Source organism: Streptomyces sp. JJ38 (assembly GCF_019303475.1).
GTDB lineage: Bacteria > Actinomycetota > Actinomycetes > Streptomycetales > Streptomycetaceae > Streptomyces.
Map to the genome: position 1 here is coordinate 40419 of NZ_JABLSI010000042.1, position 24622 is coordinate 65040.

A 24622-nucleotide genomic window follows, 5' to 3' on the forward strand; every position below is an offset into this window, starting at 1 on the left:
CGCAGATCAGGTGGCCATGCACCGGGATTTCCACTGGCCATCAGCCTGGACTCGGCTGGCCGCACACCTGGACTCTGCCACGGCTGCCGAACCCCTTGACAGCAGGAGACGCTGAGACGTTTTCTAGAAATGGAAACCATTCCTAACTTCCCCTGGTTCTCCTTGCGGGAAGGTCAGAAGTCCGAGGATCCCGACCACGATGGCTCTCCGGCTCGAGTTGCGTCACCTGCAAGTCCTCGTGACGATCGCGGAGGCGGGCAGCATCCGCAAGGCCGCCGCGGTACTTGGCGTTGCCCAGCCCACGGTGACCTCGCAGCTCCGCAGGGTCGAGGCCGCACTGGGCGGACCTCTGTTCGTGCGGTCCCGGGAAGGCGTGGTGCCGACCGCGCTGGGCCGGAGTGTCATCTGTGACAGCTGGGCGGTTCTGGGTGGCATGGAGCGGCTGGTGCGGTCGACCCGTGAACGGGCTCGGGCGAGCGCGGCGGGCGGCGCTGTGCGTGTTGTCAGCCTGTGTGTAGTTCCGCATTGGCCCGTTCTCCTGCGAGCGGCGGAGTCGGTGGGTCTGGCTCCCGTCACCAGCAGTCACGTGCGGGAGCGGCCGGTGCTTGAGGCGCTGCTGCGGCGGGGGAATGCCGACCTCGTGGCTTACGTCGACTGGACGGAGTGTGAAGGGGGTTTCGCTGGGCGTGGTGGCATACGGCGCGTGTGTCTGTCCGAGGAGCCCTTGCATCTGGCCCTCCCCTCGAGCTGTGAGCTGGCGCGGGGTGAGACGGTGCCGCTTGCCGCGCTCGCCGACGAGGACTGGGCCGTAGTCCAGGTGCCGGGGGCTGGTGGTCTGTCCTCGCCGACTCTCGCGGGCTGCGCAGGTGCGGGCTTCACGCCGCGGATCCGGCACCATGTGTGGGACGACCAGGCCCTGCTCGACCTGGTGGAGGTGGGGCGTTGCGTCGGGTTCGTTCCCGCGAGCGCTCCGCCCCGCGCTGGGGTGGCCCTCCGTCCGCCGTCGGGTCTCGTCCTGGTCCGGCATCTGACGGCGGCCTGGCGGCTGGACTCGCCTGTGGCGGTGCTGGCCGAGGCTTTCATGCAGGCGGTTGCCCGTGACCTGCCGGGGGCTGCGCCGGCCGCTCGTCGCGCATGAACGCGTCACCTCCGGTGGCAAGCCAGGCCGCGCCTTGCGGGTCAGAGCGCACCTCCGCCAGACTCAGTTCCCGCACCCGGCTGACGATGTCCTCCGCGACGTCTGCCAAGGGGGAGTTGTGGGCCCACACAAGGTGGGTCTTGCGCCACAGTGGGTTTCCGGCCATCGGACGGATCACCAGCCCCGGGTACCGCGGCACGTCGGGCGGATACCGGCCGCACACGGCCTGGCCGGCGGCGGCGAGCGCATAGCCGGGGACGGCGCTGGAGTGGTGGGGGCACCGTGGCGTGAAGCCCGCCGTCTCGCACTGGACGAGGAAGCTGGTCCGGAGCCCGGAGTCGTCTGCCACGGGCAGGACCCAGTCTTCCGAGGCCAGGTCGGCGAGCGCTACGACCGTGCGCTCGGCCAGCGGGTGCCGTTGTGACATCGCCACGAAGATGGCCTGCCGGACCGCTACCGCCGACCGCAGCCCCGGGGGCAGGAGCAGCGGGGCACCTGAGAACTCGTACACCTCGGCCATGGCGAGCTCGCCCGCGCCCACCAGGGCCAGGAGTTCGCGCATCGAGCCGTACTCGCTGCCGGCGACCGTGTGTCCCGGTACGGCCTCGCGGACAGCGCGTATGACGTGATGGCAGTTGGAGGCGTAGCCGCCGCCGACGCGCAGGGGTGAAGACCCACCGCTGTACTCACGGTGGGCACGGTCGACGCCGTTCAGCAGGCGTTCGAAGGCCGTGAGAACGTCGCGGGCTTCTCCCAGGGCGTGATGTCCGAGCGGAGTCGGGGTGAGGGTGTCTCCGCGGCGGATGAACAGCTCACCTCCCAGAGCGCGTTCGACTCGCTCGAGCTGCCCGGCCACGGCGGCCGGAGACAGGCGAAGTCGTGTGGCGGCACGGCGCAGGCTCTCGGCTTCGGCCAGGGTGACCAGCAGTCGGCAGTGACGCAGTTCCAGGGGCATGCCGGCTGAGTCTAGGCACCGGCCGGTGTGGGAGACAGGGCTCGTCGTGGGGCGTTTACCCGTGTATTCCCCTGTGTCGTGGTCGGCCCGCGTGACGGTACGCCTGTACGGCTGCGGTCAGACCTGCGGGCCACAAGGCTGTGGTGACGTGAGCCTGCGGCTGAGGCCGCACGATGCCACGGTGGCACGGGCCGCTGGCCCGCTCCGGGGGGAGCCGGGCGAGCAGTTGGGCGCAGCGGTTGTGGCTGGCCGGAACCACCGGGGGCCTGTTGTCCGGTCGGCGGAGAGTCCGCTGGCTCCTTGCCTTGCTGCCCGGGTTCTCCGCCGCTCAGCCGGGACCCTTCCGGCGAGAGCGATCCCCGACAGGAGGGCTCGCCGCTCGGAACAGGAAGCCGTGCAGGGCCGGGAGGAGGGCCGCGGGCTGACGCGCAGCCCGCGGCCCGTCGTGGTCATTCGGCCCGGTGCGGTGGGACGTAGTCCACGTTGACCGTCTCCCGCGCGTACGGCAGGTGTTTGGTGCCGGTGAGCAGGGGGTCGGCGGAGGTGTCGTTGAGGAGGTAGCGGCGGAAGAAGGCGGTCGTGTAGGCGGTGGTGATGCGGCGTTGGGTGGCTTCGTCGAGTGCGCGGTGTTCCTGTTCCTTGCCGTCCTGGGAGACGCAGTGTCCCGGGCTCCTGGCGGGGACGGCGTCGTCTACCGCGCCGACCTGGCCGCTGCTCGGGGACCACTGGGTGTTGACGTAGTTGTGGTTGCCGCCGGTCAGGGTGACGCCGTGCAGGGGTGCCCGGTTGTTGCCCTTGTTCCAGTTGACGTACTCGCCGGTGTTGACCTGGTCGCAGGTGCCCCACAGCACGGCGAGCGGGATCTTGGTGACGGGTTCCTTGTCCCACAGGCCGGTGGGGGCGAGGCCGAGTGCGGCTTTCACGTCGACGTCTTCGGGCCAGGCCGCGTGCCCGTTGTCGGAGGCGTGCTGCATCACTCCGCCGCCGCCCATGGAGTGGCCGAGGGTTCCGACCCGGGCGAGGTTCACGCGGCCTGTGAACTGCACACGGCTCGCCTTGCCCGTCCGGGGGTCTGTCAGTTTGCCTTTCAGCGGGCCTTTGCCCAGGTTGAGTTGGCGCCACATCTCCAGGTGCTTGTTGATCAGCGCGGCGCGGGCCTGATACACCGAGTCTGCCTGACCGAAGCTGGTCGCGTTGATCCCGTTGGCCCCCATGGACACGACGACGAAACCCTGCCGGGCGAGGGCCTTGGCCAGGTAGTCGTAGCCGGAGCTGCTGGGCAGGGGCGCGACGCCGTCCCGGCAGGGCCAGGAACTCCGGGAGGCGCTCGCCTTCGAGACGAGCTTATCCTGGCGGGCCACCTCCGCCTGGTCGCCGTTCTTCTGGGCTTCGGTGAGCGCCTTCCGGGCGGCCTCCAGCGCGGCCTGCGCCTGGCCGTCCGCGCAGGTGTGCCAATAGCCGTGCTGCATCACGATCAGCGGATGCCTGCCGCGCGCGAGATCCTTGGGGTAGTGGACGACAGCGGCGAGTTCGCTGCGGCCCTTGTAGGGAGCGGGCGGTGTGAACACCTGGTCGCCCAGGTCGTAGTGGACCACGCCCACCTTCCCCATTCCCCAACGCCCCTCCTTCATGACGGACCGCGGACCGGGAGTGAGCTCGCCGGCCGTCGCGGCCGCGGGTACGATCACGGCCGCCGCGACCGCCGCCGCCCCGGCGACGGCCCCGGCCATGCGGGCTCGGCGGCCGGGCCTTGCGGAGGAGAGCTGGATGCGGTGCTTCACCGGCATACGGTGTCCTGCCTTTCGAGTCGTCTCCGGTCGTCGCGGGCGGGCCGACGTGCGGTGGCCATGCCGTCCCGGACGGCTGAGGCTCGCCATTGTGGCCAGTACGTGTCAGCGTCCTGTCAGGAAGCGGTCGCCGGGGCGTCAGCTCTGGCGTGCTGCTCGCCGGCTCCCTCACCGCGCTGCGGGGACGCGGCCGCCCTGAGATTCGCTGTGACTCCGCGGACCTGGGACCCGTGCTGATCATGAACGTCGATCCGTTCCCCGGCGCCGGCGGTGGATCAGACGGGGACGGCACGTCACCCGGGAGGTCTTCGCCAGCGGCCGGGACTGCGGAACCGGCGCACGCGGCCGAAGGAGGTGCCGGCACCTTCCCAACGGCCCGTCATCGTGTTGGCGAAGACGGGCGGGGATACCCCGTCCGCGTCATCGCGCGGTCCGGCCGGAACGGGGGAGCTGGAGACTCCGGGGCCCGGCGGGGGAGCGGGGCGAGGCGGGGAGAACGGCAAGACCGGCGGCGTCGGCGGCTCCGGCGGCATGGCGGGCGGACCGCGTGCGAGGGGCCGCGGCGGCACCGCTGCGCCTGCCGCGGAGGCTGGCGACGGTGCCGGGTACCGGCCGGGTGCTTCCCGGTGGTCCCGGCACTGCCGGTCAGCCTGGCGCGCGCCTCGGGTACCTGGGGTGATCCCGGCGGCCAGGGCATCTCGGGCCACTCCGGGCAACAGTGGCCCACTGGCCGAGAGGGCACTGTGGGTGGCCCCGGCCGTCTCCTGATGCACGGGCAGCCGGTGCTGAGGCCGTACTCGGCGACCGGGCCGGTGGGCGGTGCGGGCTGAGGAGGCTGCTGACGGCCTGCCGCTGTGACGCCGGAGATACTCCAGGCCCCTGAGGAGATGGGGTCAGGGAAGGGGCAGGACGTTGATGGCCTCCGGGCCTTTGGGACCCTGCCGTACCTGGTACTCGACCCGCTGTCCTTCGTCCAGAGTCCGGTAACCCGGGCCGATGATGTTGGAGTGGTGGACGAAGACGTCCTGGGTGCCGTCGTCGGGGGTGATGAATCCGTACCCCTTCACGTCGTTGAACCACTTGACGGTGCCGAAGTTGATGAGGGCACGCTGTTCGTTCCGCGTCGGCGGTGCCGAAGCGGAACGATCACCGGCGAGCGTGGTGGTCGCGTGTGCGGTACCCGCGGTGAGGGTGGTGGCGAAGAGGGTGAGAACGATGGCCGCAGCCCCCGTGCGGTGGCGGCTCAACCTACGTGACGTTCTGGACGACGGAGTCATGGCTCGCTTCTGCCTTCCGGTGAGGTGAGTCAGATGGAGGTGCGATCGCCTGTGGGGGGAGATGCGTCGCAGTCGTGCCGTGCCGTGCGTGCCGCCCGGTCGCGTCTGTCGTGGAGCCGCAAGGGCCGCAGCGGACCGATCGAAGCGAGGCGGGCGGGACCAAGTCCCGGGCGTACCCGCACAGTGGAGCAACCGCCCCGAGTACACACCGCCCCGTCTGGGCAGGCAACCGGAGCGTTCCCCGGGAACCAGGGCCATGTCCCTGTCGGAGCGCTCTGCGGAAGCCACCCTGGGACCGGCGTGTACGGCTGCCTTCGCCCCGCGCCCGTAGCGCCGGGACGGCGGTCTGCCTTCTCCCCGTGGGCTTGCCGCCGCGCGGGTGCGAGCGCCCCGGTTCCCGACGGGGGCGTTACGCCGACCGGGACCCGGGCCGTCCTCGACCACGCCAGGGACGTCCTCCCGGGAGATCGGGCCGCAGACGAACGGCGGAACGCCCGCTGGTTCCTGGGCGGCCCCGAAGCGAAGCCGTCCGTACCTGGCGGTCCGATCGCCCAATCCGCCGCTGCGTGGTGTCGGTGGCCACAGGTTGAGTGCTCGACAGCCCTGTCGTGGCCTACGGACGTTGGGAAACCGGATGCCGACTGGTACGGGGCTGTCCGGCCGCGGCCTCAGCCTGTGTCGACGTGCGGCTGCCGGGCGAGGTGCGCAGACTTGCCTCACAGCTGGTTCCACGGTGAAGGGACGTCCATGCCTGACCTCGGCCGCGGTCTGCAGTTCGGTGTCTTCGTGCCGCCGGAGGCAGCCCGGCACCGTGACGTGCTGCGGCTGGCGCAGGATGCCGACCAGGCGGGTCTGGACCTGTTCGCGGTACAGGACCACCCGTACCAGCCGTCGTTTCTGGACACCTGGACGCTGTTGTCCCACGTGTCCGCGCTGACCCGGTCCATCAGGCTGGTCCCGGCCGTGGCGAACCTTCCGCTGCGCCCCCCCGGCAGTGCTCGCCCGCAGCGTCGCCACGCTGGACATCCTCAGCGGCGGGCGCGTCGAGCTCGGGCTCGGCGCCGGGGCGTTCTGGGACGCCATCGTGGCCATGGACGGCCCCCGCCGCACACCAGGCGAGGCCGTCACCTCTCTGCGCGAGGCGATGTCGGTGCTGCGGGCCCTGTGGTCCCCGGGCGAGAGGGTCCACATCCAGGGCAAGCACTACCGGCTGGAGGGCGCCAGGCCGGGGCCGGTGCCGGCGCATCCCGTCGGAATCTGGCTGGGGGTCTACGGGGCCAGGGCGCTTCGTCTGACGGGGCGGCTCGCCGACGGCTGGCTGGGAAGCGCCGCCTACGTTCCGCCGTCCGGCCTGGGCACGCTGATGCGGACGATCGACGAGGCCGCCACCGCCGCGGGGCGCTCCCCCTCGGCGGTTCGGCGTGTCTACATCGTCGACACCGGCTTCACCGCCGCGGATCTGGCGGAGCTCACACGCGAACACGGTGTCAGCGGATTCCTCATGAACGTCGCGCCCGGCGACTCGGGCGCGCTGATGCGTTTCGCCGGCGAGACCGTGCCGGCCGTACGGGCCGCGGTCGCGGAGGAACGCGGCGAGGCGCCCGCGCAGGCGGTGTGGGCGGATCCAGCGGACCGTCCGGTTGACCCCGCCGGGCGGCCGAGGGCTAAGGGGCGGCCGGCTCGGCAGGAACCGTCGACAGCGGGCCGACGGGCCGCTGCCACGCTCGTCACCGTGCACGATCACCTGCGTGCCGAGCTCGATGAGCTGCAGCGGGTCGTCACGGACGTGCTGGCCGGCAGGGATGAGCCGGCAGCCGCCCGTTCGCTGCTCAACACCATGACGTTGCGCCAGAACTACTGGTCACTGGGCGCGTTCTGCGCAACGTACTGTCGGCTCGTCACCAACCACCACCTCCTGGAGGACGAGGTGATGTTCCCCAGGCTGCGTGAGGCAGAACCGGACCTGGCGCCCGTACTGGACCGTCTGGAGAAGGAGCACGACCTGATCGCGGGGCTGATCGTCCGCCTGGACCTGGCCCTGGTCGCGATGGTGGACGACCCCTCGCGGCTGGAGGAGGTACGCAGGGTGCTGGACCGGCTCGGCGAGTGCCTGCTGTCGCACCTGAGCTATGAGGAGGAACAGCTCCTGGGCCCTATTGCCGAGCACAGCGTCGTCGTCTGAGCCGTACCGCGCGCGGAGTGCGCGGTACGGCGCGCACCCTACTCAGGGCTGGGGCCGGGAACGTCGTTGGTGTCGCCTGGCCAGGGCGGCGCCGGCGATCGCCGCCGCGAGGAGCACGCAGGCCACACCGATGCCGGCGGAGAGCGAGATGTCGGGTTCTTCGCTGCGGTGGCCCGTCGCCTGCGGCGCCCGCGATGCCTCCTCGGCCGGCGGCACCGGTGATCGTGTCGGGGCGGACGAAGATGTCGTGTCGGCTGGTGGTGCCGGAGGCAGGGGCACGTCGGCCTGACGGAAGGCGTCCTCGACGAAGGCCAGGGCCCGGTCGTGCAGACGCGCGCCTTGCTCGCCGTCCGCCATCATGAGGACACCGTGGGCTCCGCCGTCGAGGATGTGGATCTGCTTGTTCTTGGCTCCGGACGCCTCGTACAGGGCCCGCACCTCGTCGACGAAGGTCATGTCGCCCGTGGCGGCGGCGAAGAAGGAGGGCACCGTCACCTTCGCAAGGCCCGGCAGGGGGGTCATGTCCGGGGGGAGGGTGCTGGGTGAGGACAGGATGAGGAGTCCGACGAGGTCGTGGATCTTCGGGGCGACTGTCGCCGTGGCGGTGCCGCCCATGGAGGCTCCGCCCGCGAGCACGTGTGTCACGCCCCGGTCCCGGAGTTCCTGGACGGCGGCCTCGACGTCCAGGTCGAAGCGGAAGTCGTCAGCCTGCTCGGAGGCCCCGAGGAGCGCGTTGCGCTGGTCGTAGACGAGGACCTGGTAGTTGGCGGCGGCAAGCTCCTCGGCGAAGCCCAGCCAGCTGCAGATGTTGTTGCCGTTCTCGTGCGAGAGGACCACCCCCCGCGGCCCGCTGCCCAGGACGAGGCCGGAGAGCCGGACACCGTCGCTGGCCGTGAAGCTGATGGCCTTGCTGTGGAGCCGCTCCGGTACGCACGCGGCGACGGGGACCTTCTTCCCCACGGCTCCCTCCTCCCGCACGACGGAGTCGACGGGCGGCCCTGTCCATGGCCGGGCAGCGGACTGCGCGGCAGCGGTGACCACACCGCCGGTCAGGGTGAGCGGGCAGGCGAGGCCGAGCAGCACGGCCGCGGTGACGGCACGCCGCACGCGGCGGGGGTGCCGGGGACGAGGAGCAGAAGTCATGGCTTCTTCGTACAGACCACGTGTCAGGGAATGGTCAGGCTCCTGCCGGTTTCCTGTGGGGCACGGCGGTGAGCCGCACGCCGAGGCACAACGGACAGGTGGCCCGTGTGCCGTGACTTACGATCGCCTCCATGTGCGCGCACATCCTGGTCGCCGAGGACGATCACAAGCAGGCCGAGCTGGTGACCCGCTACCTGGAGCGAGAGGGGCACACGGTTCGGGCCGTCCACGACGGCCGCGCCGCGCTGGAGCTGGTACGCCGGCGGGAGCCCGACCTCGCCGTCCTCGACTGGATGATGCCGCGGACCGACGGGCTCGACGTGCTGAGGATCCTTCGTGCCGAGGGCCGTGATCTGCCAGTCCTGTTGCTGACAGCCCGATCCGCCGAGGACGATCTGCTGCTTGGCCTGGACCTGGGAGCGGACGACTACATCAGCAAGCCCTACAGCCCGCGGGAGCTCGTGGCCCGTGTCCGCACGCTGTTGCGCCGGGCGGCCCGGGGCGGACCACGGCCGACGGGCGGCGGCGGGGATCTCCAGGTGGGCACGTTGCGGATCAGCCCCGAGCGGCACGAGGTCGTCGTGAACGGCCGCCGTGTCGAGTGCACGCCCGGCGAATTCCGGCTGCTAGCAGCGATGGCCGCCCGGCCGGGGCAGGTCTTCACCCGGGACCGTCTCCTGGAGGAGCTGCACGGATTCGGCCACTACACAACGTCCCGCGCCGTGGACACACACATCATGAATCTGCGCAGGAAGACCGAGGAGGATCCCCGCAACCCCCGGCGGCTGGTCACCGTCTTCGGAGTCGGCTACAAACTCGTTCCGGCCGCCGGGGAGGAACGGCCCGGCGAGGCCGCGCCGGGCCTTTTCGCGGCACAGCAGAAGGACACGACCGGTGGCCCGTCCGATCCGGGAGCCACACATGCCGGGCCCTGACCCCTCCGGCAGGCTCCCGCTGCGCAAGCGGCTGCTGTTTCGCCTGTTCCTGGTCTCCGCGCTGGTCGGGGCGTGCAGTGTCGCGGCAACGGCCTGGCTCACCGCGCGGACCGCGACCGGGGCGATCGAGCGGGAACAGGGACAGGCCGCCGCCGACGACGCCCGGATCCGGGACCAGCTCCTGGGGTACGCCGCCACCCACCCGACCTGGCGCGCGGTAGCACCAAGGGTGCGCCGTCTGTCCGAGGAGACCGGTCGGCACATCGTCCTGACCTCCCTGGACCACCAGACCCTCGCCGACTCCGCCCCACACCGCCCACCGTCTTCCGCACGTCCCGCGACCGTGCTGGACCCGCTCTCCGTCGGCGCGGCCTCGCCCGACGTCCAGGGCACCGGCGGCCGGATCGACCCACGCGCGGTGGGGCCCTACCGACTTACGGTGGCCGAACGCAGCCGCCTTCACCGCTACGCCGAACAGGAAACGGCGTGCCTGGAGGCGAACGGCATCAGGGCCGCCATCGACACCGCCCCCAGCGGACGCCCCACCATCCGCCACCTGGGCCGCTCCGAAACCCCCGCTGCCGCCCCCCAGTGCGAACGGATCCTGGAGCGGACCACGACAGAAACCGAGCGAAAGGCCCTCGACCAGCTCAACGCCCTCGTGGCCCAGTGCCTGAAAGGAACGGGCATCTCGGGCATTCGGGTTAACGTCGACTTCTCCTGGTCCGGGGCGACGGGCGGCTCGACAGCGGTCAGCGACGACACCATTGCCTCCTGCGTCGCCGACAGCCGCCGCGAGCAGCTCACATCCCACGTCGCCCCGCCTGCCAGACTGTTCCTGGGGTCGGCCGGTGAAGCCGACCGAACCTCCTTCGGGCTCTCCTCCCGAAGCACGGCCGAGGTCACCCTCCTGGCGGCCCTGGTGTTCGCCCTCGCGCTGGGCGCCGCGGTCCTGGCGGCTTTCCCGGTCGTACGGCCGCTGCACAGTCTGACCCGTGCGGCACGGGAACTGAAGGCCGCGGACGTCCACCCGCCCGTGCCGGTCCGCGGCAACGACGAGATCGGCCAGCTCACCACAGCCTTCAACGAACTGTCCGAACATCGTGCGCGGCTGGAAAGCCAGCGCAAGGCCATGATCAGCGACATCGCCCACGAGCTGCGCACCCCGCTCAGCAACATCCGCGGCTGGCTGGAAGCAGCTCAGGACGGCATCGCGACCGTGGACGCCACCTACCTCGCCTCCCTCCACGACGAAGCCCTCGTCCTCCAGCACGTCATCGACGATCTGCGTGATCTCACCGCCCTCGACAGCGGCCGGCTGACTTTGCACACCGAACCGACCCCCGTGCGTGCCCTCCTCGAGCAGGTCGTGACCGGCCACCAAGCCCGAGCGGACGCCGGACGGATCACCCTCGCCGTCGACGCCGAGGACCTGTGGCTGGACGCCGACCCCGTACGGCTTCGCCAGGTCATCGGCAACCTCGTGGCCAACGCCCTCCGGCACACACCCCCGGGCGGCACGGTCACGCTGAGCGGCTGCCTCGCCGACCCTGAGGAGGGGCCCACCGGGGCGAGACAAGGCGTCCGCATCGAGGTCCGCGACACCGGCTCCGGGATCGCCGAGGACGACCTGCCGCATGTCTTCGACCGCTTCTGGCGCGCGGACAAGTCCCGCTCCCGACAGTCCGGCGGCAGCGGGCTCGGCCTGGCCATCGTGCGCGACCTCACCGAGCTGCACGGCGGCTCCGTACACGTCAGCAGCACACCGGGGCAAGGCACCGTGTTCACGCTCCGCCTGCCCGGAAGACGGAAGCACCAGGAACCGGCATAACCGGGCAACAGCACCAGCCCCGCCGGGGTCGCTGGTGCGCGGTCCAGGAGTGCTTCCAGCCGGGAGAGGGAGGTGCGGAGCAGGTGGGGGCGGCCGGGACCGTCCAGCTCACGGCGGCGGAGATTCGGCGATTCCTGGCAGCTCCTCGTGCCAGGCCCCCGCACCCGCGCGGACACCGAGTTCGGGCTGCGCCTGGCCGGTGTGCCCCGGACCGAGCGGCGGCAACGGGCCGAGCACTACATCGAGCTCGTGGGCCTGACCCGCTTCGCCGACGCCCTGCCGCGCACGCTCTCCGGCGGCATGCGCCAGCGCTGCGCCATCGCCCGTGCCTACGCCGTCGACCCACGCATCCTGCTGATGGACGAGCCGTTCGGAGCGCTGGACGCACTCACCCGCGTCCAGCTCCAAGATCAGCTGCTCGACGCCTGGAGCAGGGACAAACGCACCGTCATGTTCATCACGCACGACGTCGACGAGGCCGTCTACCTCGGCGGCCGGGTCGTGGTTCTGGCGGCCCGCCCCGGCCGGATCCACCGCCAGATCCCGGTGAACCTGCCCTACCCGCGGACCGAGGAGGTCCGGCTGTCCAAGGCGTTCGCCGAGATCCGCAACGAGGTCTGGACCTCCGTCTACCACCAGGACCAGGAAGGCACCCCCGCGTGAAACCCAGAACCAGCAGACACCGCCTGCTCGCCACTGCCCTGGCCGCCCTCGCCCCCCTCACCGCGTGCAGCGACGACGGCGGCGCAGCCGACGGAAGCGGCGGCGACACCACCCGGGTCGACATCGGCTACATCGCCGACTACAACGGTACCTCCCTGGTGGCGATAGCCACCGACCAGGGACTGTGGAAGAAGCAGGGGCTCGACCCGAAGCTGAAGAAGTTCACCAACGGCCCCATCCAGGTCCAGGCACTCAACGCCGGAGACCTCGACATCGCCTACCTCGGCCCGGGCGCCGCCTGGCTCCCCGCCTCCGGCCAGGCGAAGATCATCGCGATCAACAGCCTCGGCGAAGCCGACCGGCTGATTGCCCAGCCAGGCAAGGGCATCACGACGGTCGCCGACCCGAAGGGCAAGAAGGTCGGCGTGCCCGAGGGCACCAGCGGCGACATGATCCTTCAACTCGCGCTGGAGAAGGCAGGCATGACGCCCGGCGACGTGGAGAAGGTCCCGATGGACTCGGGCACCCTGGTCTCCGCCTTCGTCTCCGGGCAGATCGACGCGGCCGGAATCTGGTACCCGAACGTCTCCACCATCGAAGCCAGGAAGCCGGACCTCGTCACCCTGGCCACGAACGCCGATTTCGCACCGGAGATCTCCTTCCCCAGCATGTACGTCGCCTCCAACGACATGGCCGACAGCGAGAAACACACCGTCAGCAAGGTCGTGAAGGTGCTGCAGGAGGCCAACGACCTGCGCGCCCAGGACCCGGCTGCCGCCATCAAGACCACCGCCGCCTTCCTCGGCCTGCCCGAAGCCCCGCTCAAAGCCGAAGCCGAACACGTCCAGACCCTCACCACAGCCGAACTGGCCACTGCCACCGAGGACGGATCGGTCGACGGCTGGCTCAACGGGCTGCCCCAGACGTTCTACCTGGCGGACCTGTACACCACCGCAGCGAAATAGCCACCCGACCCGTGGGTACGGCCCGGCACCGCCCGCTGTGGGCCGTACCCACCACGGGGCAGCACACGAGGACACCCCATGCCCATCGCCACCTGGTGGCGCCGCGAGCGCCTGCACACCACCGGAGCCGAACCCGACTACCGCTTCACCCTCGCCAACGAGCGCACCCTTCTCGCTCACCTGTGTACCGCCCTCGCACTGATGGCAGCGGGCGGCGCCGTCGTCGAACTCACCACCCTGCCCGGACGCACGGGACTGGGCGTCCTCCTCATCGCGGCCGGCGGTCTCCACTCCGCTCTCTCCCACCGCCGCTGGCGCGGGGCCGAACACGCCATCCGCACCAACGCGCCACTCCCCGGCACCCGCCTGCCCTGGACGGCCGCCTGCGTGCTGGCCGCCGCCGCGCTCGCCCTGACCACTGCCCTGGTCAGCGGATGACCCCGCCGGCGCGCGACCCCGGCCTACAGCCCGAACGCACCGCCCTCGCCTGGCAGCGCACCGCGCTCGCCGTCGCGACCAGCGCGGCGCTCCTGCTCCGCCTCGGCCCCTGGGCGACGGCAGCGACGACCGTCCTGCTCACCGCGGCGGCCGTCATGACGCTGCGGAGCCCGGAACGCCAGGCCGCCCTCGTCTGCGCGCTCCCCGCCGTTACCGCGCTGCTGCTGGCGCTCGCCCTCGTCCTGCGGACCCGCCAGGGATCGTGAGAATCCGCAGCGGCGTCCCGTCCGGGCGGGCCAGGCCCTGTACGTTCATGCCGTGGTGGCGGTGCTTCAACGAGGAGTACGGCTCATCGGCGGCCACCTGGACCCTGTCCGGATGGCTGGGGTGAAGCGCAGGTCTTCGGGAACCTGGGTGGGGACTCTCCCCGACCGTGAACACGAACAGCAACCATGCCGCCGCTGCCGTTGCGACCCTGGGGCCCGGGCTGGTTCACCCGTGGTCCGTCCGGCCCCGACCGGATGATCTCTTCCCTGGAACCAGCTCAGGCAACCAGTGCGTGGACCGGACGTTGGCGGCGGTGGTGTGGCTCCCGCGTCGTGCCACGCGTCGCAGGACACGCTCTGCCTGCCGCGAGGCCGCACCGGGCTCAGGCTCTCTGGTGCCGCCACGCGGCGGCCGGCTTCAGGAGTGTGCCTTCGCCTCGCCGGGAGGGGGTCCCCGGCGAGGCGAAGGAGGCCCGGGGCGGTCGGGCGCGGCAGACGGAGNCGCTCTCCCGGCCGGGGCGTCCGTCTGGCGGTGCGGTCCTGTCCGCCCCGGGAGACTGTCAGCGGCTGGTGATCCTGTTGATCCAGGTCGTGGCCGTGGTGACGTCGCCGTAGATGGAGTTGGTCTTACCGCAGGTCGAGTTGCCGGGGCCCTGTGCTCCGCGGCTGGTGACGCCGACGAGGCGGCCGCCCTGGATGGCGGGGCCGCCGGAATCGCCGTAGCAGTCGGTGCTGCCGACGCTGGTGTCGAAGCACAGTTCCCGGCTGCTGTTGATTCCGGCGCACTCGGCGTCGTGGGTGACCTTGGTGTCGAGCTGCTTGAGACGCGGGCTCATGTCACCGCAACCGTAGGGTCCGCAGGTCTGGCCGAAGCCGTAGAGCCGTACGTCCGAGCCGGGGGTGGGGGAGGCCTGGCCGAGCTGGACGGGCTGCTGGGCCACGGGCTCGCTGAGCTTGAGCAGCCGGATGTCCATGTCCCAGTGGGCGACGGTCCGGGTGACCTTGGCGAGTGTGCCGCCGCTGTTGAGGTTGGCGGAGCCGATGCGCACCGTTTTGGCTCCCTTGCAGTGACGGGCGGTGATGACCCACTGCTCGTCGACGAGTGAGCCGCTGCAGAACATGCCCTTGTGGTCGCCGACCGCGGCGATGTAGGAGGGGGCGCTCGACGTGTAGTCGCCGCCGACGATCGGTACCGGCGCCGCGCTGGCGGTGCCGGTACCGGTGGCCACGAGCGTGGTGGTACCGAGGAGGGCTATCGCGCCGAGCGCGAGCCTGGCCTTGTTCATGGGGGGTCCTCTCGGTCGGGTTGCGCACCGCTCGCATCCCTTGGTCATGGACATGAAGCGGTGGTGAACGGGCATGACGTTAGACGCCCGGGTCCGCCGCCGGGGAGATAGTGGTTGGGGATAGCGCGTCCATAGGTGACGGTGAGACATCGGAGGACAGGAGCCTGCCCCCGTCGCGTCAGAGTGCGGCCGCACCGTGGCTGCGGCGGCCGTCGCAGGGGCGAAACGGCAGTCCGAACCGCTGCGGGCTCCGGCGAGGACGAGCCGCCCCGCCGGAGCGAGGGACTCGGCCAGCGGCGCGCCGTCCGGGCTGTACGCGTCAGGCACACCCGGCCGCCCGCAGGTGCGGCCCGTAGCGGCGGAGCGACTCGCCCACTGGCGGGAGACCAGGTCGGGGCTCACGTCCACTCCTGGCGGGCGCAGCTGGACAGCCGGTCTCCGCGCTGGGGCAGGGGAGGAGGAAGACGCCTTCGTCGCCGAAGGCGAGCACAGCGTCCTCTCCGGTGGGCCGCTGACCGATGTGGAGTGCGACAACCTGTGCACCCGCGCGCCGAGCGTGGGCACCGGATCCTGCCACGGGCCCGTGGGGAGCCGGGGGCCCTGCGGGGGAACGACGCGGTCGGCAAGGATCGCCCCACCCGTACGCTGGAGCGGCCGTGCGCGGAGAACCGTGCACGAACAGTTCGCCAACATCGGTGATGGGCTGGTGAACATCGGCCGAAAGAGCCCGCGGTCCGTCTACCGGACACCCGGTCACGCCCTTAGCGTTCCGCTCCATGACCGCGATATCCCGGCGCCGCGTACTCGGCGCCATGGTCGGTGGAGCCGCCGCTTCCCTTCTTCCCCCGTCACTCGTGCAGGCAATGGCCACGCCCGTACCGGCCGGTGGTCTGAACGCCATCGAGCACGTGATCGTCCTGATGCAGGAGAATCGTTCCTTCGACAACTATTTCGGCAGCCTTCAGGGCGTCCGCGGCTTCGCCGACCGCACCGCGCTACGGCTCCCCACCGGCCGCAGTGTCTTCGAGCAGCCACAGGCCGACGGTGGCGGCATCCTGCCGTTCTCAGCCCGGGCCGCTGCCGCGGCCGCAGGCCGCCGGGAGGGCGACATCCAGTTCCTGGGCTCGCTGCCCCACGGATTCACCGACGCCACATCGGCCTGGAACGACGGCTGGTGGAACAACTGGATCGCCGCGAAGTCCCCTTCGACCATGGCCTTCTACGACCGGCGGGACATCCCGCTCCAGTACGAGTTGGCCGACCGTTTCACCGTCTGCGACGCCTACTTCTGCTCCGTCTACGGGTCCACCAACCCGAACCGCAACTACCTGTGGACCGGCACCACCGGCTACGAGCCCGGCAGTACCACCGAGCGCGCCGTCACCAACGCCGCCTACGCCTACGGGCACGGCGGCTATGGCTGGACGACCTACCCCGAGCGCCTGGAGGCGGCCGGCATCAGCTGGCAGATCTACCAGGAGTGGGACAACTTCAACGACAACGCCGTCGAGTACTTCCGTCCGTTCAAGAAGGTCGGCCAGAAGATCCTGGCTCATGTGGACGGCGGCCACCGCACCACCGAGGAGTTCTACGACCGGCTGGCGGCCATGTCCGACACCCGGCGCGCCACCGCGCTCGCGCAGTTCCAGCGAGGCGTCGACAGCCTCAGCGAGGCCGAACGGCGGCTGTTCCTGCGTGGCGCGTACCGCTCCGAACCCGGCTCCCTCATCCAGCGGCTGGCTGCGGACGTCAAGGCCGGCACGCTTCCGAAGGTGAGCTGGGTCGTGCCGCCGGCCGCCCTCTCCGAGCACCCCGGATCCTCCACTCCCGCTGGTTCCGCGAACCTGATCTACGACCTGCTGGACACCGTCGCCGGCGATCCGCGGACCTGGTCCAGGACGGCTGTCCTCATCAATTTCGACGAGAACGACGGCTACTTCGACCACGTTCCCGCCCCGACCGCGCCTCGGCCACAGTCAGGAGACTCGGAGGACTGGTACGACGGCAGACCGATCGGGCTGGGACCGCGCGTACCGATGACCGTCGTCTCACCCTGGACGGTGGGCGGATTCGTCTCCTCCGAGGTGTTCGACCACACCTCCATCCTGCGTTTCCTGGAGAAGTGGACCGGTGTCGCCGAGCCCAACATCAGCCCGTGGCGGCGGGCCGTCTGTGGCGACCTCACCTCGGTCTTCGACTTCCGCAGAACCCACCGGCGGCCCGAGGTAACCCAGCCCGCCCCCGTGCCCACGCCGGTCGGCCGATGGCGCCCTGACCCGCCGGACGAGCAGATCGCACCCGTCCAGGAGCCCGGATACCGGCCGGCCCGCACCCTTCCCTACCGGCTCACACTCACCGCCGACGTCACCGACGGCTCGGTCGGCCTCCGCCTCGCGAACAACGGTTCACGTGCGGCAGCCGTCGCCGGGTTCAGCGCCGACGGCTCGCGGCCGAGAGCCTGGACGGTCACCCCCAGGGACAGTGTCACCGACACGTTCGCTTTCGGCCCGGACGGCTACGACCTCACCGTCCACGGCCCAGCTGGCGCTCAGTGGATACTGCGCGGCAGGGGCGTCGGCGCGGAAGCACGGCTCGACCACCACGAGCGGTCCCGGCTGCTCGTGGTCCACTGCGACAACCCGTCGCGCAAGCACCGCACGCTGCTGGTCGGAGAGTCCGTCTATCCGCGGAACCGCGGTACCCGCCCCCGCAGGGTGCGGCTGGCCCCGGGCAGTTCCCGGCGGGTCGTGCTGCGGCTGCCCGAGCACGGGTGGTTCGACGTTGTCGTCCTTGACCGTGACGACCCCCACTTCCTGCGCCGGATGACCGGCCGCGCCGGCGACGGTCCGGGCATCACCGACCCGGCGGGCGGCCTGCCGGCCCCTCTCACCGCCCGGATGGCCGTCGATGGAGGCACGCTGGTCCAGGGCGTCGCCGCCTCGGTCACCGTCACCCTCACCAACAGAGGCACGTCGACGCTCACCGGCCTTACCGCGGCCCTGGCCGCGCCCGCGGGCTGGAGGGTCGAGCGCGTGGGGCAGGCTCCTCGGTCCCTGCCCGCCGACGCGAGCGTGGACATCGTTCACGAGGTCACCGCCGCCTACGACACGCACGCCGGTGACCTGATGGCCACTGCGTACGGTGACGGTGACGGCCTCCTCGTCCACACCGACACCCGTACCGCCGCCGAGGTCACACCGGTTCTCGGCATCACCCTCTCCGCCCCGGCGAGCTCACCGCACACCGACGGGGTCGTCGTCTCACCGGGCCGGCCCATCGACGTGACCGCCACCGTGGCCAACGCCGGCCGCACGGCGATCAGCGGTCTCACCGCCGGCCTGACCGTCCCGGAGGGCTGGACCACGCGGCCCGCGGGTGACCAGCCGCACCGTGTCGAGGCAGGCGGCACCGCCGCCCTCACCTGGACGGTCACCGCCGATGGCGCGGCCGCCCGCGACACCGCCACCCTCACGGCCACCATCGCCGGTACCCCCGTGGGCGGCGTCGGCGACACCCACGAGGCCACGACGGATCTCGCGGTCACGGTCGGCCCTGACCTTCGCGGTCACCTCTTGGCGGAGGACTTCGAGTCCCTGCTCCCGCTGCTGGCCCCCGCAGCCGACCTGAACGTCCCCAAGGACCTCCTCGGCTGGACCCGGACCCCGCCCGAGGGCTGGCGCGTCGTCAACGCGCCGGAGATGCCCGCGGGCACCGAGGAGGAAACCGGCTGGTCCTTCATGGCCAAGCAGTTCTGGTTCGCCGCCGACAGCCAGGACCGGGAGACGTTCACCCGCGGCCTGGGGATCGTGGCGGTTGCCGACCCCGACGGTTGGGATGACACCGGCGACCCCGAGTCCCGCGGCCGCTTCGACTCCCGTCTCATCAGCCCCGCCGTCACCATCCCGGCCGGCACCACCACCCTGCATCTGGCCTTCGACTCCCACTACCGGCAGGAAGAACCTCAGGAGGCTGAGATCACCGCAGAGTTCGACACCGGTGAGAGGAGACGCCTGTTGCACTACAGCTCCGCCGCGTCAGGCAACGACAACGCCGGCCGGGACCGCCAGAACCAGCTCGTGGCCCTCTCCTGCAGGGTCCCTACGGATGCCACCCGTGTCACCTTCACCTTCCGGCTCTACAACGCGATGAACGACTGGTACTGGTCGGTGGACAACATCCGGGTGAGCACTCGTCCTGTCACCGGGTGACCGTAGCGGGGCGGCCGCTCACGTCCCCGGCCGCACCGCGGGACTCTCACCTCGTATGCCGCCGTGTGCCGTGGCGAGCACGTTCCCTCCCCGGGCTCGCCACGCGGCGGCCGGCTTCAGGAGTGTGCCTTCGCCTCGCCGGGAGGGGTCCCCGGCGAGGCGAAGGAGGCCCGGGGCGGTCGGGCGCGGCAGACGGAGNCGCTCTCCCGGCCGGGGCGTCCGTCTGGCGGTGCGGTCCTGTCCGCCCCGGGAGCCTGTCAGCGGCTGGTGATCCTGTTGACCCAGGTCGTGGCCGTGGTGACGTCGGCACAGCAGTCGGTGCTGCCGACTGGCGTCGAAGCACAGTGCCCGGCTGCTCAAGGCGGCCGGGGCGGCGGGCCAAGGCTCCGCCAGCTCTCTGCCCGTGGTGCCGCCCCCAGACCTGGGCATCCAGCCCTGGCGGCCGGCATCGGCGAGGATCTCCGCCGCGGGCCCGCCGGACAGCAGGTTGACGTGCCGGGGACGAACCTGTCCCGGGCCTTGCGTCCGGCAGTTGGCCGACGGACGCGGACCTCAGGTCCATCGAAGATCCCCGCCTTCTGACTTGGACCGAGGTGATCAACACCTCGGCCAGGGGCCGCAACCGGCGCACCCTGCCAGGCGAGCAGGGCCCGCACCTCGCTGACGGACCGGGCCGCGGTGGAGCGGCCCACTCCGGACCAGCAGGCCAGCACGTCGTCGGTCGTCACGCGCCCGAGATAGACGAGCGTGGCCAGTAGTTGGTGCGAGGGACGGATGAGTCGCGGGCCTGGTCGAGACGGTCCAGCAGGGTTGCCACACGCTTGTGCTCGGCGGCGAGGAAGCGGGCGAAGTCGTCGCCGACGAGGGAGGCGTCGGTCCAGCTGTTGTCGCGGAGGGCGCGGCGCCATTCGGGGGTGCGGCGGAGCCGGTCGAGGAGGGCGACCAGGGAAGCGCGCTGTCTTCGGTGAGGCCCGGAGGGGCCACCAGGCCGCGCCAGTTGACCACCTTGAGGTTGTAACCCTCCTCCTGGAGGGTGGGGGCGTCGATGCCCGGTACGCGCTGGGGGCCGGTCACGGCGAGGGCGCGGAGCTGGCCGGCGGCGATGGCGTGCCGGTACTCGGACGTGCTGGTCACCCCGAAGTCCACGCGTCGGTCGAGGATGGCCGCCAGGAGTTCATTGCCGCCGTCGTAGCGGTGGTGGGGCAGGGAGGAGGTGGACAGGCCGAGGCTTTCGGCGAGCAGCATCAGCGCCTGGTGGTCGGGACCGCCCGGGTGGGAGCCCACACCGGCGCGCAGCCGGCCTTCGCCGCGCCACGCGGCGACCAGCTCGCCGAAGGTGGTGTACGGGGAGTGTGCCGGCACCCTGCGGTAGCGGGACGGCACGAACGGCCGTGACTTCAAGCCGTCACCTACTGAGGTTGAACTCGTGGTGTCGTAGGGGCTGATGAAGTGACCCCACGGGTCCCGACACTTCCGTTTTATGCCGCGAGGTCCAGCCGTTGATGGCAGCGGACCCTCGCCTGGTACGGCGTGATGTAGCCGATGGTCGAGTGGAGCCGCTCCCTGTTGTAATGTTCGGCGATCCACCGGAAAACGTCCTGCCGAGCGTGCGCCCGGGCTTCCCAGACGGTCGTACCGATCTCTGCTTTCAAGACGGCGAAGAAGCTCTCCGCGGCGGCGTTGTCGAAGCACGAACCGGTGCGTCCGACGCTCTGCCGAATGTCCAACTCGCCCAACAGGAGTCGGAATCGGTGGGACGTGTATTGCGATCCGCGATCGGAGTGAAAGATCGCGTTGCCTGCCGTGTGCCCACCCGCGTGGGCCATCCGGATGGCGTCTGCGACCAGTTCGGTGCGCATGTGCTCCGCCATCGACAGCCCACGACCTCCCGCGTGCACAGATCGATCACCGTCGCCAGATACAGTCAGCCCTCTGCCGTCGGCAGATAGGTGATGTCCCCGACGAATTTCAGGCCCGGCATCGGTGCGGTGAAGTCGCGCAGGATCAGGTCCGGTGCGGGCGGCGCCGTGCGGTCCTGTCTCGTCAACGACCGCGATTTCCGTCGAGTTATCCCGACGATCTCGCGCTCCCGCATGATGCGTGCGACACGTTTGCGGTTCACCACGTGCCCCTGGTCCCGGAGTTTCCGGGTGATCCGCAGGGCCCCGTAGGCTCCCCGGGAATCGGTGTGGATCTCCCGGATACGGCAGGCCAGGCCCTCTTCCGCATCGGCCTTCTCCTGCCGCGCCTCCTTGTTCTGGTGCCAGGCGTAGTAGCCGGAGCGGTCCCATCCGAGAACGTCGCACATCCGCTTCACCCTGTGGGCGCTCCGGTGCTCGTCGACGAAATGGAAGCGGATCACCGTGTCGTCTCCCGTGCGAAATAGGCGGCGGCCTTCCGGAGGATCTCGTTGTCCTCCTTCAGCCGGGCGTTCTCCCGCCGCAGGCGCTTGAGCTCTTCTTTCTCGTCAGGGGTCATGCCGGCGTCACCCCCGCCGTCCGCCGCCCGGGCGCGGGTCCGGTCCTCGCGGACCCACTTGCGCAGGGTCTCCAGATGAATGCCCAGGCCGTGAGCGATGTCGGTGAGGGAACGCTCCGGCGAGGAACGCACCAGGCCCACCGCGTCCCGCTTGAACTCTTCGGGGTAGTTCTTCCGCTTTGCTACCTTGGATCACTTCCCCTGGATGACGAAACATCCAGCGTCCAGGTGTCGGAATTTCGGGGGTCACTCCAAAGGCATCCAGCCCCTCCAGACCGGGCACAGCCTCCGGCGCCGCCTCCTGCTGCACGTCATCCCTGACAGTTGCGCGAGATCGCTGAGGACGTCTCAGCGGGGTTCGAGGTAGCCGGGCAGATTCAGCGGGGTGGGCGGCTGATCTTTGGGGCTGGAGCCGAGGCGGACTCGGAAGTGCTCGCCGTCGGCGGGGCGGAACTCGACACCGAAGCCCTCGGCGGTGCCGGCGTCGAGGGCTTCGAGAGCTTGCCCGCTGTTCACTGCTTCCGCCCGGGGGTGGGAGAAGTGCGCGGGCCCGAGGTCGAAGGTACGCCCGGCCAGCGTGAGGGGCAGGTGCTCGGGTGCGGCCCGGACCCACGCGGTGTCTCCGGTGCGAGCGCTGAGCTGCAAGATAGCCGCAACCTGTGACAACGGCTCCCTACGGGGCGGGCGGCGGGCTGACTCCGGCGCCCAGACGGTCGTGCCGGTGATCCGGCCCATGACCCGCTCAGCGAGTGGCTTGCCAACGTGATCTGCTGAGCCGCCAGCGCCGCCCTGGCAAGGACTGCTCAGACACCGGCTCAGCTTGTTCTTGCTCCGAGCCGTTCCGTCAGTGCGTCACGAGACCCGGCTCGGTGCTGAGTAGGGTTGTGGCCATGGCCGAGGGGACGGGGCGGTGGCCCAAGGTGGACCTGGACAGCGGTGTCGAGGATGCGATGCTGCTCATCCTGGAATGGCTCGGCGAGCGAGGCGTCGGGGCCATGATCCGGGTCGACGCGGAGCGCATGCGTGACGGTCAACCGCCGTGGACGTTTGCCGCTTCTGGTGGGCCGCTGGGCGGTGGAATCAGGGCAGACGGGGCCTCGCCCGCCGAGTGCATGGGCAGGGCGCTACTTCGATTGCGCGAGGCCGGGCTGGCTGTTCCCTTCTGAAGTCGTGCTCCGACTGCGAGCTGATCGCGTTCGGTGACGCTTTCCGGGCGTCCGGTGGTCCGGCCCAGGTCGTCGTGGCTGGCAGGGTGCCTGTTTCTCGAGCCGAGTAGTCTGCCGGGACCAAGGCGTTCGGCTTAGCGGCACGGACAGGAACAGGTTCGGGGCGGAGGTTTCTGAAGCCCTGGCGGACCCGAGCAATCAGCCACGTCTACCAGTCCGCCACCCCGGGGTGCGCAATTTCGCCTGGTAGTCCGGCTGGTGCGCCAGCGTGTTTCTCGGCGCGTACGCCAGGTGGCCCTGGAGCTCGGCTCCGGCCCGCTCCACGCGGGCGAAGCAATCCTGGAAGCGCGCCTGGTCGCGTCAGGACGTTGCGAGCCGCCGGCAGCCCGCTGGCGTCACTGGGGCAGCTGACGAACCGAAGTGCAGGGTCGATCTGCATGTGGCCCCGCTGCGATGTAGGTAGCTGGTGTCGGGGGTGGTGGTTAGGGTCGGCTGAGGTACAGCCAGCGGGAGCAGGAGGAGATCCCCCATGCCATCACGACGCATACAGCAGCTGGGTATCGAGGAGGTCCGGCCGAGGGGGCCGCGGCCGCTGGCGCCGATCCCTTTCGATGTTGAGGCGGTCTTTCCGGAGCTGACCGGCCTGGACCGTGAAGTCACGCTCCTCTACCCCCGGGTAGGGGAGCCGGGCTCGGGCGACAGCTCGATCGGGGGACCGCTGCTGTGGCCTGCCGACGAGCCCTGGCCGATGTGCACCGCTCCGGTTTACTGCACGCCGCACGACGAGCCCCTCGGTCCTGAGCCGGTCGCGATGGTCCCCGTCGTCCAGCTGTACGCGCGCGACGTGCCCGACCTCGACTTTCCCGCCGGTACCGATCTGCTGCAGATCCTGTGGTGTCCACTCGTTCACGACGACGGCCAGTACGCCGCCAACCCCGGGCTCTACTGGCGCAATACGGCGCTGACCGCAGCCTGCGCCGCTGAGTGGGAGCCGCCGCGCCCGCACACCGCGGATGAGGAATTCGTGCCCCGCCCGTGCACGGTGTCCCCGACACCGGCTGTGGAGTACCCGAACTGGGATATGCCGCGCGGGCTCAGCGAACGCATCGGCGGGCGGTACGAGGTCCTGGAAGAGGAACGGGGCTTTGGCTACTTCGAGGTGGCGACCACGCAGCAGAGCAAGGTCGGCGGATACCCCAGTTGGACACAGGGGCCCGACTGGCCCGACTGCGCGGACTGCGGCACCCGCATGGAGCACCTGCTCAGCGTGACCGCGACCGAGCCGGGCATGGGCCGATGGCTCCCCCTGGACGACCGCGGCCCCGGACAGGACCAGGACAGGGTCCCGTCATGGCAGGCCAAGGCCGACCCGGCCGTCCTCGATACGTTCGGCCACGACATGAGTATGGGCGACCTCGGAGGCATGTACTTCTTCGTCTGCCGCAACTGCCCCGACACCCCCTACGCCCACCGCTACGACTGCTGAGAACGGCCGATCAACGTGCGCGGCTGCAGTCTGGCTTCGTTCACTTCAAGCGGTTCTGGCTCAGCTTCTGTGGTGCGGCCACGCTGAGTGACGACTGAGCTCCTGTGAGCGGCTCGGCAACTTGCCCGAAAGTCGGCTGTGGACAGGACGGTCGGGCCGACAGCTCAGGGCCGTGGAAGAGGTCGTGCTTTGGCCCATTGGAGTCCGAGGTCGGCCAGGGCGCTACGTCGTTCTGCGCTGAGCTTGGTGCGGCGGCTTCGTTGGTTGCTGAGCTTGTTCTTTATCTACCGTCCGCGTCATAGGGCGGGGATGGACGGTTCCAGACGGCGTCTGACCGGCTGACAACCTTTTGAAGTTCGCGGGCACGGGCCTTGACCCCGGATCTTGGACACACGAGACACTGGATCCTGAGGATCTG

At 70.6% G+C, this 24622-nt stretch carries 19 protein-coding genes and 3 pseudogenes; 12 read left to right on the forward strand and 10 right to left on the reverse strand.

The genetic code is table 11. From position 1 onward, the window contains the following. Positions 1-199: 199 nt before the first annotated feature. A complete protein-coding gene (locus HPT28_RS20970; protein ID WP_219092719.1) occupies positions 200-1138 on the forward strand; it encodes a LysR family transcriptional regulator in 939 nt (312 codons plus the stop codon). On the opposite strand, the gene HPT28_RS20975 is transcribed toward HPT28_RS20970, so the two are convergent. The 3 genes from HPT28_RS20975 to HPT28_RS20985 all read right to left on the reverse strand — a co-directional run bounded on the left by HPT28_RS20975 (position 1080) and on the right by HPT28_RS20985 (position 4980). Next, entirely contained in the window at positions 1080-2093 is a 1014-nt protein-coding gene (locus HPT28_RS20975; protein WP_219092720.1) for a LysR family transcriptional regulator, read from the reverse strand. The genes HPT28_RS20970 and HPT28_RS20975 overlap by 59 nt on opposite strands. Positions 2094-2542: 449 nt before the next feature. Next, complete coding sequence (locus tag HPT28_RS20980) at positions 2543-3874, reverse strand: alpha/beta hydrolase (RefSeq protein ID WP_219092721.1); 1332 nt, start codon at positions 3872-3874, stop codon at positions 2543-2545. 899 nt (positions 3875-4773) lie between these two features. After that, complete coding sequence (locus HPT28_RS20985) at positions 4774-4980, reverse strand: cold-shock protein (protein ID WP_219092742.1); 207 nt, start codon at positions 4978-4980, stop codon at positions 4774-4776. Between the two features lie 924 nt (positions 4981-5904). Between HPT28_RS20985 and HPT28_RS27155 the strand changes: the two are divergent. Together HPT28_RS27155 and HPT28_RS20990 are read left to right on the forward strand one after the other, a co-directional pair. Beyond that, positions 5905-6084, forward strand: a pseudogene (locus HPT28_RS27155) (LLM class flavin-dependent oxidoreductase); the annotation flags it as partial. 67 nt (positions 6085-6151) lie between these two features. Further along, complete coding sequence (locus tag HPT28_RS20990) at positions 6152-7339, forward strand: LLM class flavin-dependent oxidoreductase (RefSeq protein ID WP_308119413.1); 1188 nt, start codon at positions 6152-6154, stop codon at positions 7337-7339. 42 nt (positions 7340-7381) lie between these two features. On the opposite strand, the gene HPT28_RS20995 is transcribed toward HPT28_RS20990, so the two are convergent. Next, the gene (locus HPT28_RS20995; protein WP_219092722.1) at positions 7382-8482 is read right to left on the reverse strand and encodes an alpha/beta hydrolase; all 1101 of its coding nucleotides are present in this window, start codon (positions 8480-8482) and stop codon (positions 7382-7384) included. 131 nt (positions 8483-8613) lie between these two features. Here HPT28_RS20995 and HPT28_RS21000 point away from each other — a divergent pair, with 131 nt between their 5' ends. The 6 genes and pseudogenes from HPT28_RS21000 (at position 8614) to HPT28_RS21025 (ending at position 13580) form a co-directional block, all read left to right on the forward strand. Continuing rightward, entirely contained in the window at positions 8614-9417 is an 804-nt protein-coding gene (locus HPT28_RS21000; RefSeq protein WP_219092723.1) for a response regulator transcription factor, read from the forward strand. Then, on the forward strand, positions 9404-11248 hold the full coding sequence (locus HPT28_RS21005; protein WP_219092724.1) for a cell wall metabolism sensor histidine kinase WalK: 1845 nt from the start codon (positions 9404-9406) through the stop codon (positions 11246-11248). The genes HPT28_RS21000 and HPT28_RS21005 overlap by 14 nt, the downstream gene beginning before the upstream one ends. Before the next feature lie 96 nt (positions 11249-11344). Continuing rightward, positions 11345-11911 (forward strand): annotated as a pseudogene (locus HPT28_RS21010) (ABC transporter ATP-binding protein); the annotation flags it as partial. Then, the gene (locus HPT28_RS21015; protein ID WP_219092726.1) at positions 11908-12876 is read left to right on the forward strand and encodes an aliphatic sulfonate ABC transporter substrate-binding protein; all 969 of its coding nucleotides are present in this window, start codon (positions 11908-11910) and stop codon (positions 12874-12876) included. The pseudogene HPT28_RS21010 and the gene HPT28_RS21015, both read left to right, overlap by 4 nt. A 78-nt stretch (positions 12877-12954) precedes the next feature. Further along, on the forward strand, positions 12955-13314 hold the full coding sequence (locus tag HPT28_RS21020; protein WP_219092727.1) for a YidH family protein: 360 nt from the start codon (positions 12955-12957) through the stop codon (positions 13312-13314). Next, positions 13311-13580, forward strand: coding sequence for a DUF202 domain-containing protein (locus HPT28_RS21025; RefSeq protein WP_219092728.1), 270 nt, complete (start codon positions 13311-13313; stop codon positions 13578-13580). Before HPT28_RS21020 ends, HPT28_RS21025 begins: the two co-directional genes overlap by 4 nt. Positions 13581-14140: 560 nt before the next feature. Here the strand turns inward: HPT28_RS21025 and HPT28_RS21035 are convergent. Further along, the gene (locus HPT28_RS21035) at positions 14141-14866 is read right to left on the reverse strand and encodes a trypsin-like serine protease (protein ID WP_219092729.1); all 726 of its coding nucleotides are present in this window, start codon (positions 14864-14866) and stop codon (positions 14141-14143) included. Positions 14867-15642: 776 nt separating this feature from the next. Between HPT28_RS21035 and HPT28_RS21040 the strand changes: the two genes are divergently transcribed. Next, a complete protein-coding gene (locus tag HPT28_RS21040; RefSeq protein ID WP_219092730.1) occupies positions 15643-19074 on the forward strand; it encodes a phosphocholine-specific phospholipase C in 3432 nt (1143 codons plus the stop codon). A gap of 597 nt (positions 19075-19671) precedes the next feature. On the opposite strand, the gene HPT28_RS21045 is transcribed toward HPT28_RS21040, so the two are convergent. The 5 genes and pseudogenes from HPT28_RS21045 to HPT28_RS21065 all read right to left on the reverse strand — a co-directional run bounded on the left by HPT28_RS21045 (position 19672) and on the right by HPT28_RS21065 (position 22197). Continuing rightward, entirely contained in the window at positions 19672-20475 is an 804-nt protein-coding gene (locus tag HPT28_RS21045; RefSeq protein ID WP_219092731.1) for a tripartite tricarboxylate transporter substrate-binding protein, read from the reverse strand. Positions 20476-20552: 77 nt separating this feature from the next. Continuing rightward, entirely contained in the window at positions 20553-20945 is a 393-nt protein-coding gene (locus HPT28_RS21050; RefSeq protein ID WP_374226993.1) for an integrase core domain-containing protein, read from the reverse strand. Positions 20946-20998: 53 nt separating this feature from the next. Beyond that, the gene (locus HPT28_RS21055) at positions 20999-21436 is read right to left on the reverse strand and encodes an IS3 family transposase (protein ID WP_219092733.1); all 438 of its coding nucleotides are present in this window, start codon (positions 21434-21436) and stop codon (positions 20999-21001) included. Then, a pseudogene (locus tag HPT28_RS21060) lies at positions 21433-21720 on the reverse strand (transposase); the annotation flags it as partial. The pseudogene HPT28_RS21060 and the gene HPT28_RS21055, both read right to left, overlap by 4 nt. Positions 21721-21900: 180 nt before the next feature. Further along, positions 21901-22197 (reverse strand): hypothetical protein, encoded by a 297-nt coding sequence (locus tag HPT28_RS21065; protein WP_219092735.1) that lies wholly within the window; start codon positions 22195-22197, stop codon positions 21901-21903. A 245-nt stretch (positions 22198-22442) separates the two neighbouring features. On the opposite strand from HPT28_RS21065, the gene HPT28_RS21070 reads away from it, so the two are divergent. Both HPT28_RS21070 and HPT28_RS21075 read left to right on the forward strand, forming a co-directional pair. Then, positions 22443-22718, forward strand: coding sequence for a hypothetical protein (locus HPT28_RS21070; protein WP_219092736.1), 276 nt, complete (start codon positions 22443-22445; stop codon positions 22716-22718). 529 nt (positions 22719-23247) lie between these two features. Continuing rightward, positions 23248-24204: a hypothetical protein gene (locus tag HPT28_RS21075; RefSeq protein WP_257579029.1), complete on the forward strand. Its 957-nt coding sequence runs from the start codon at positions 23248-23250 to the stop codon at positions 24202-24204. The last annotated feature ends 418 nt before the right edge of the window (positions 24205-24622 follow it).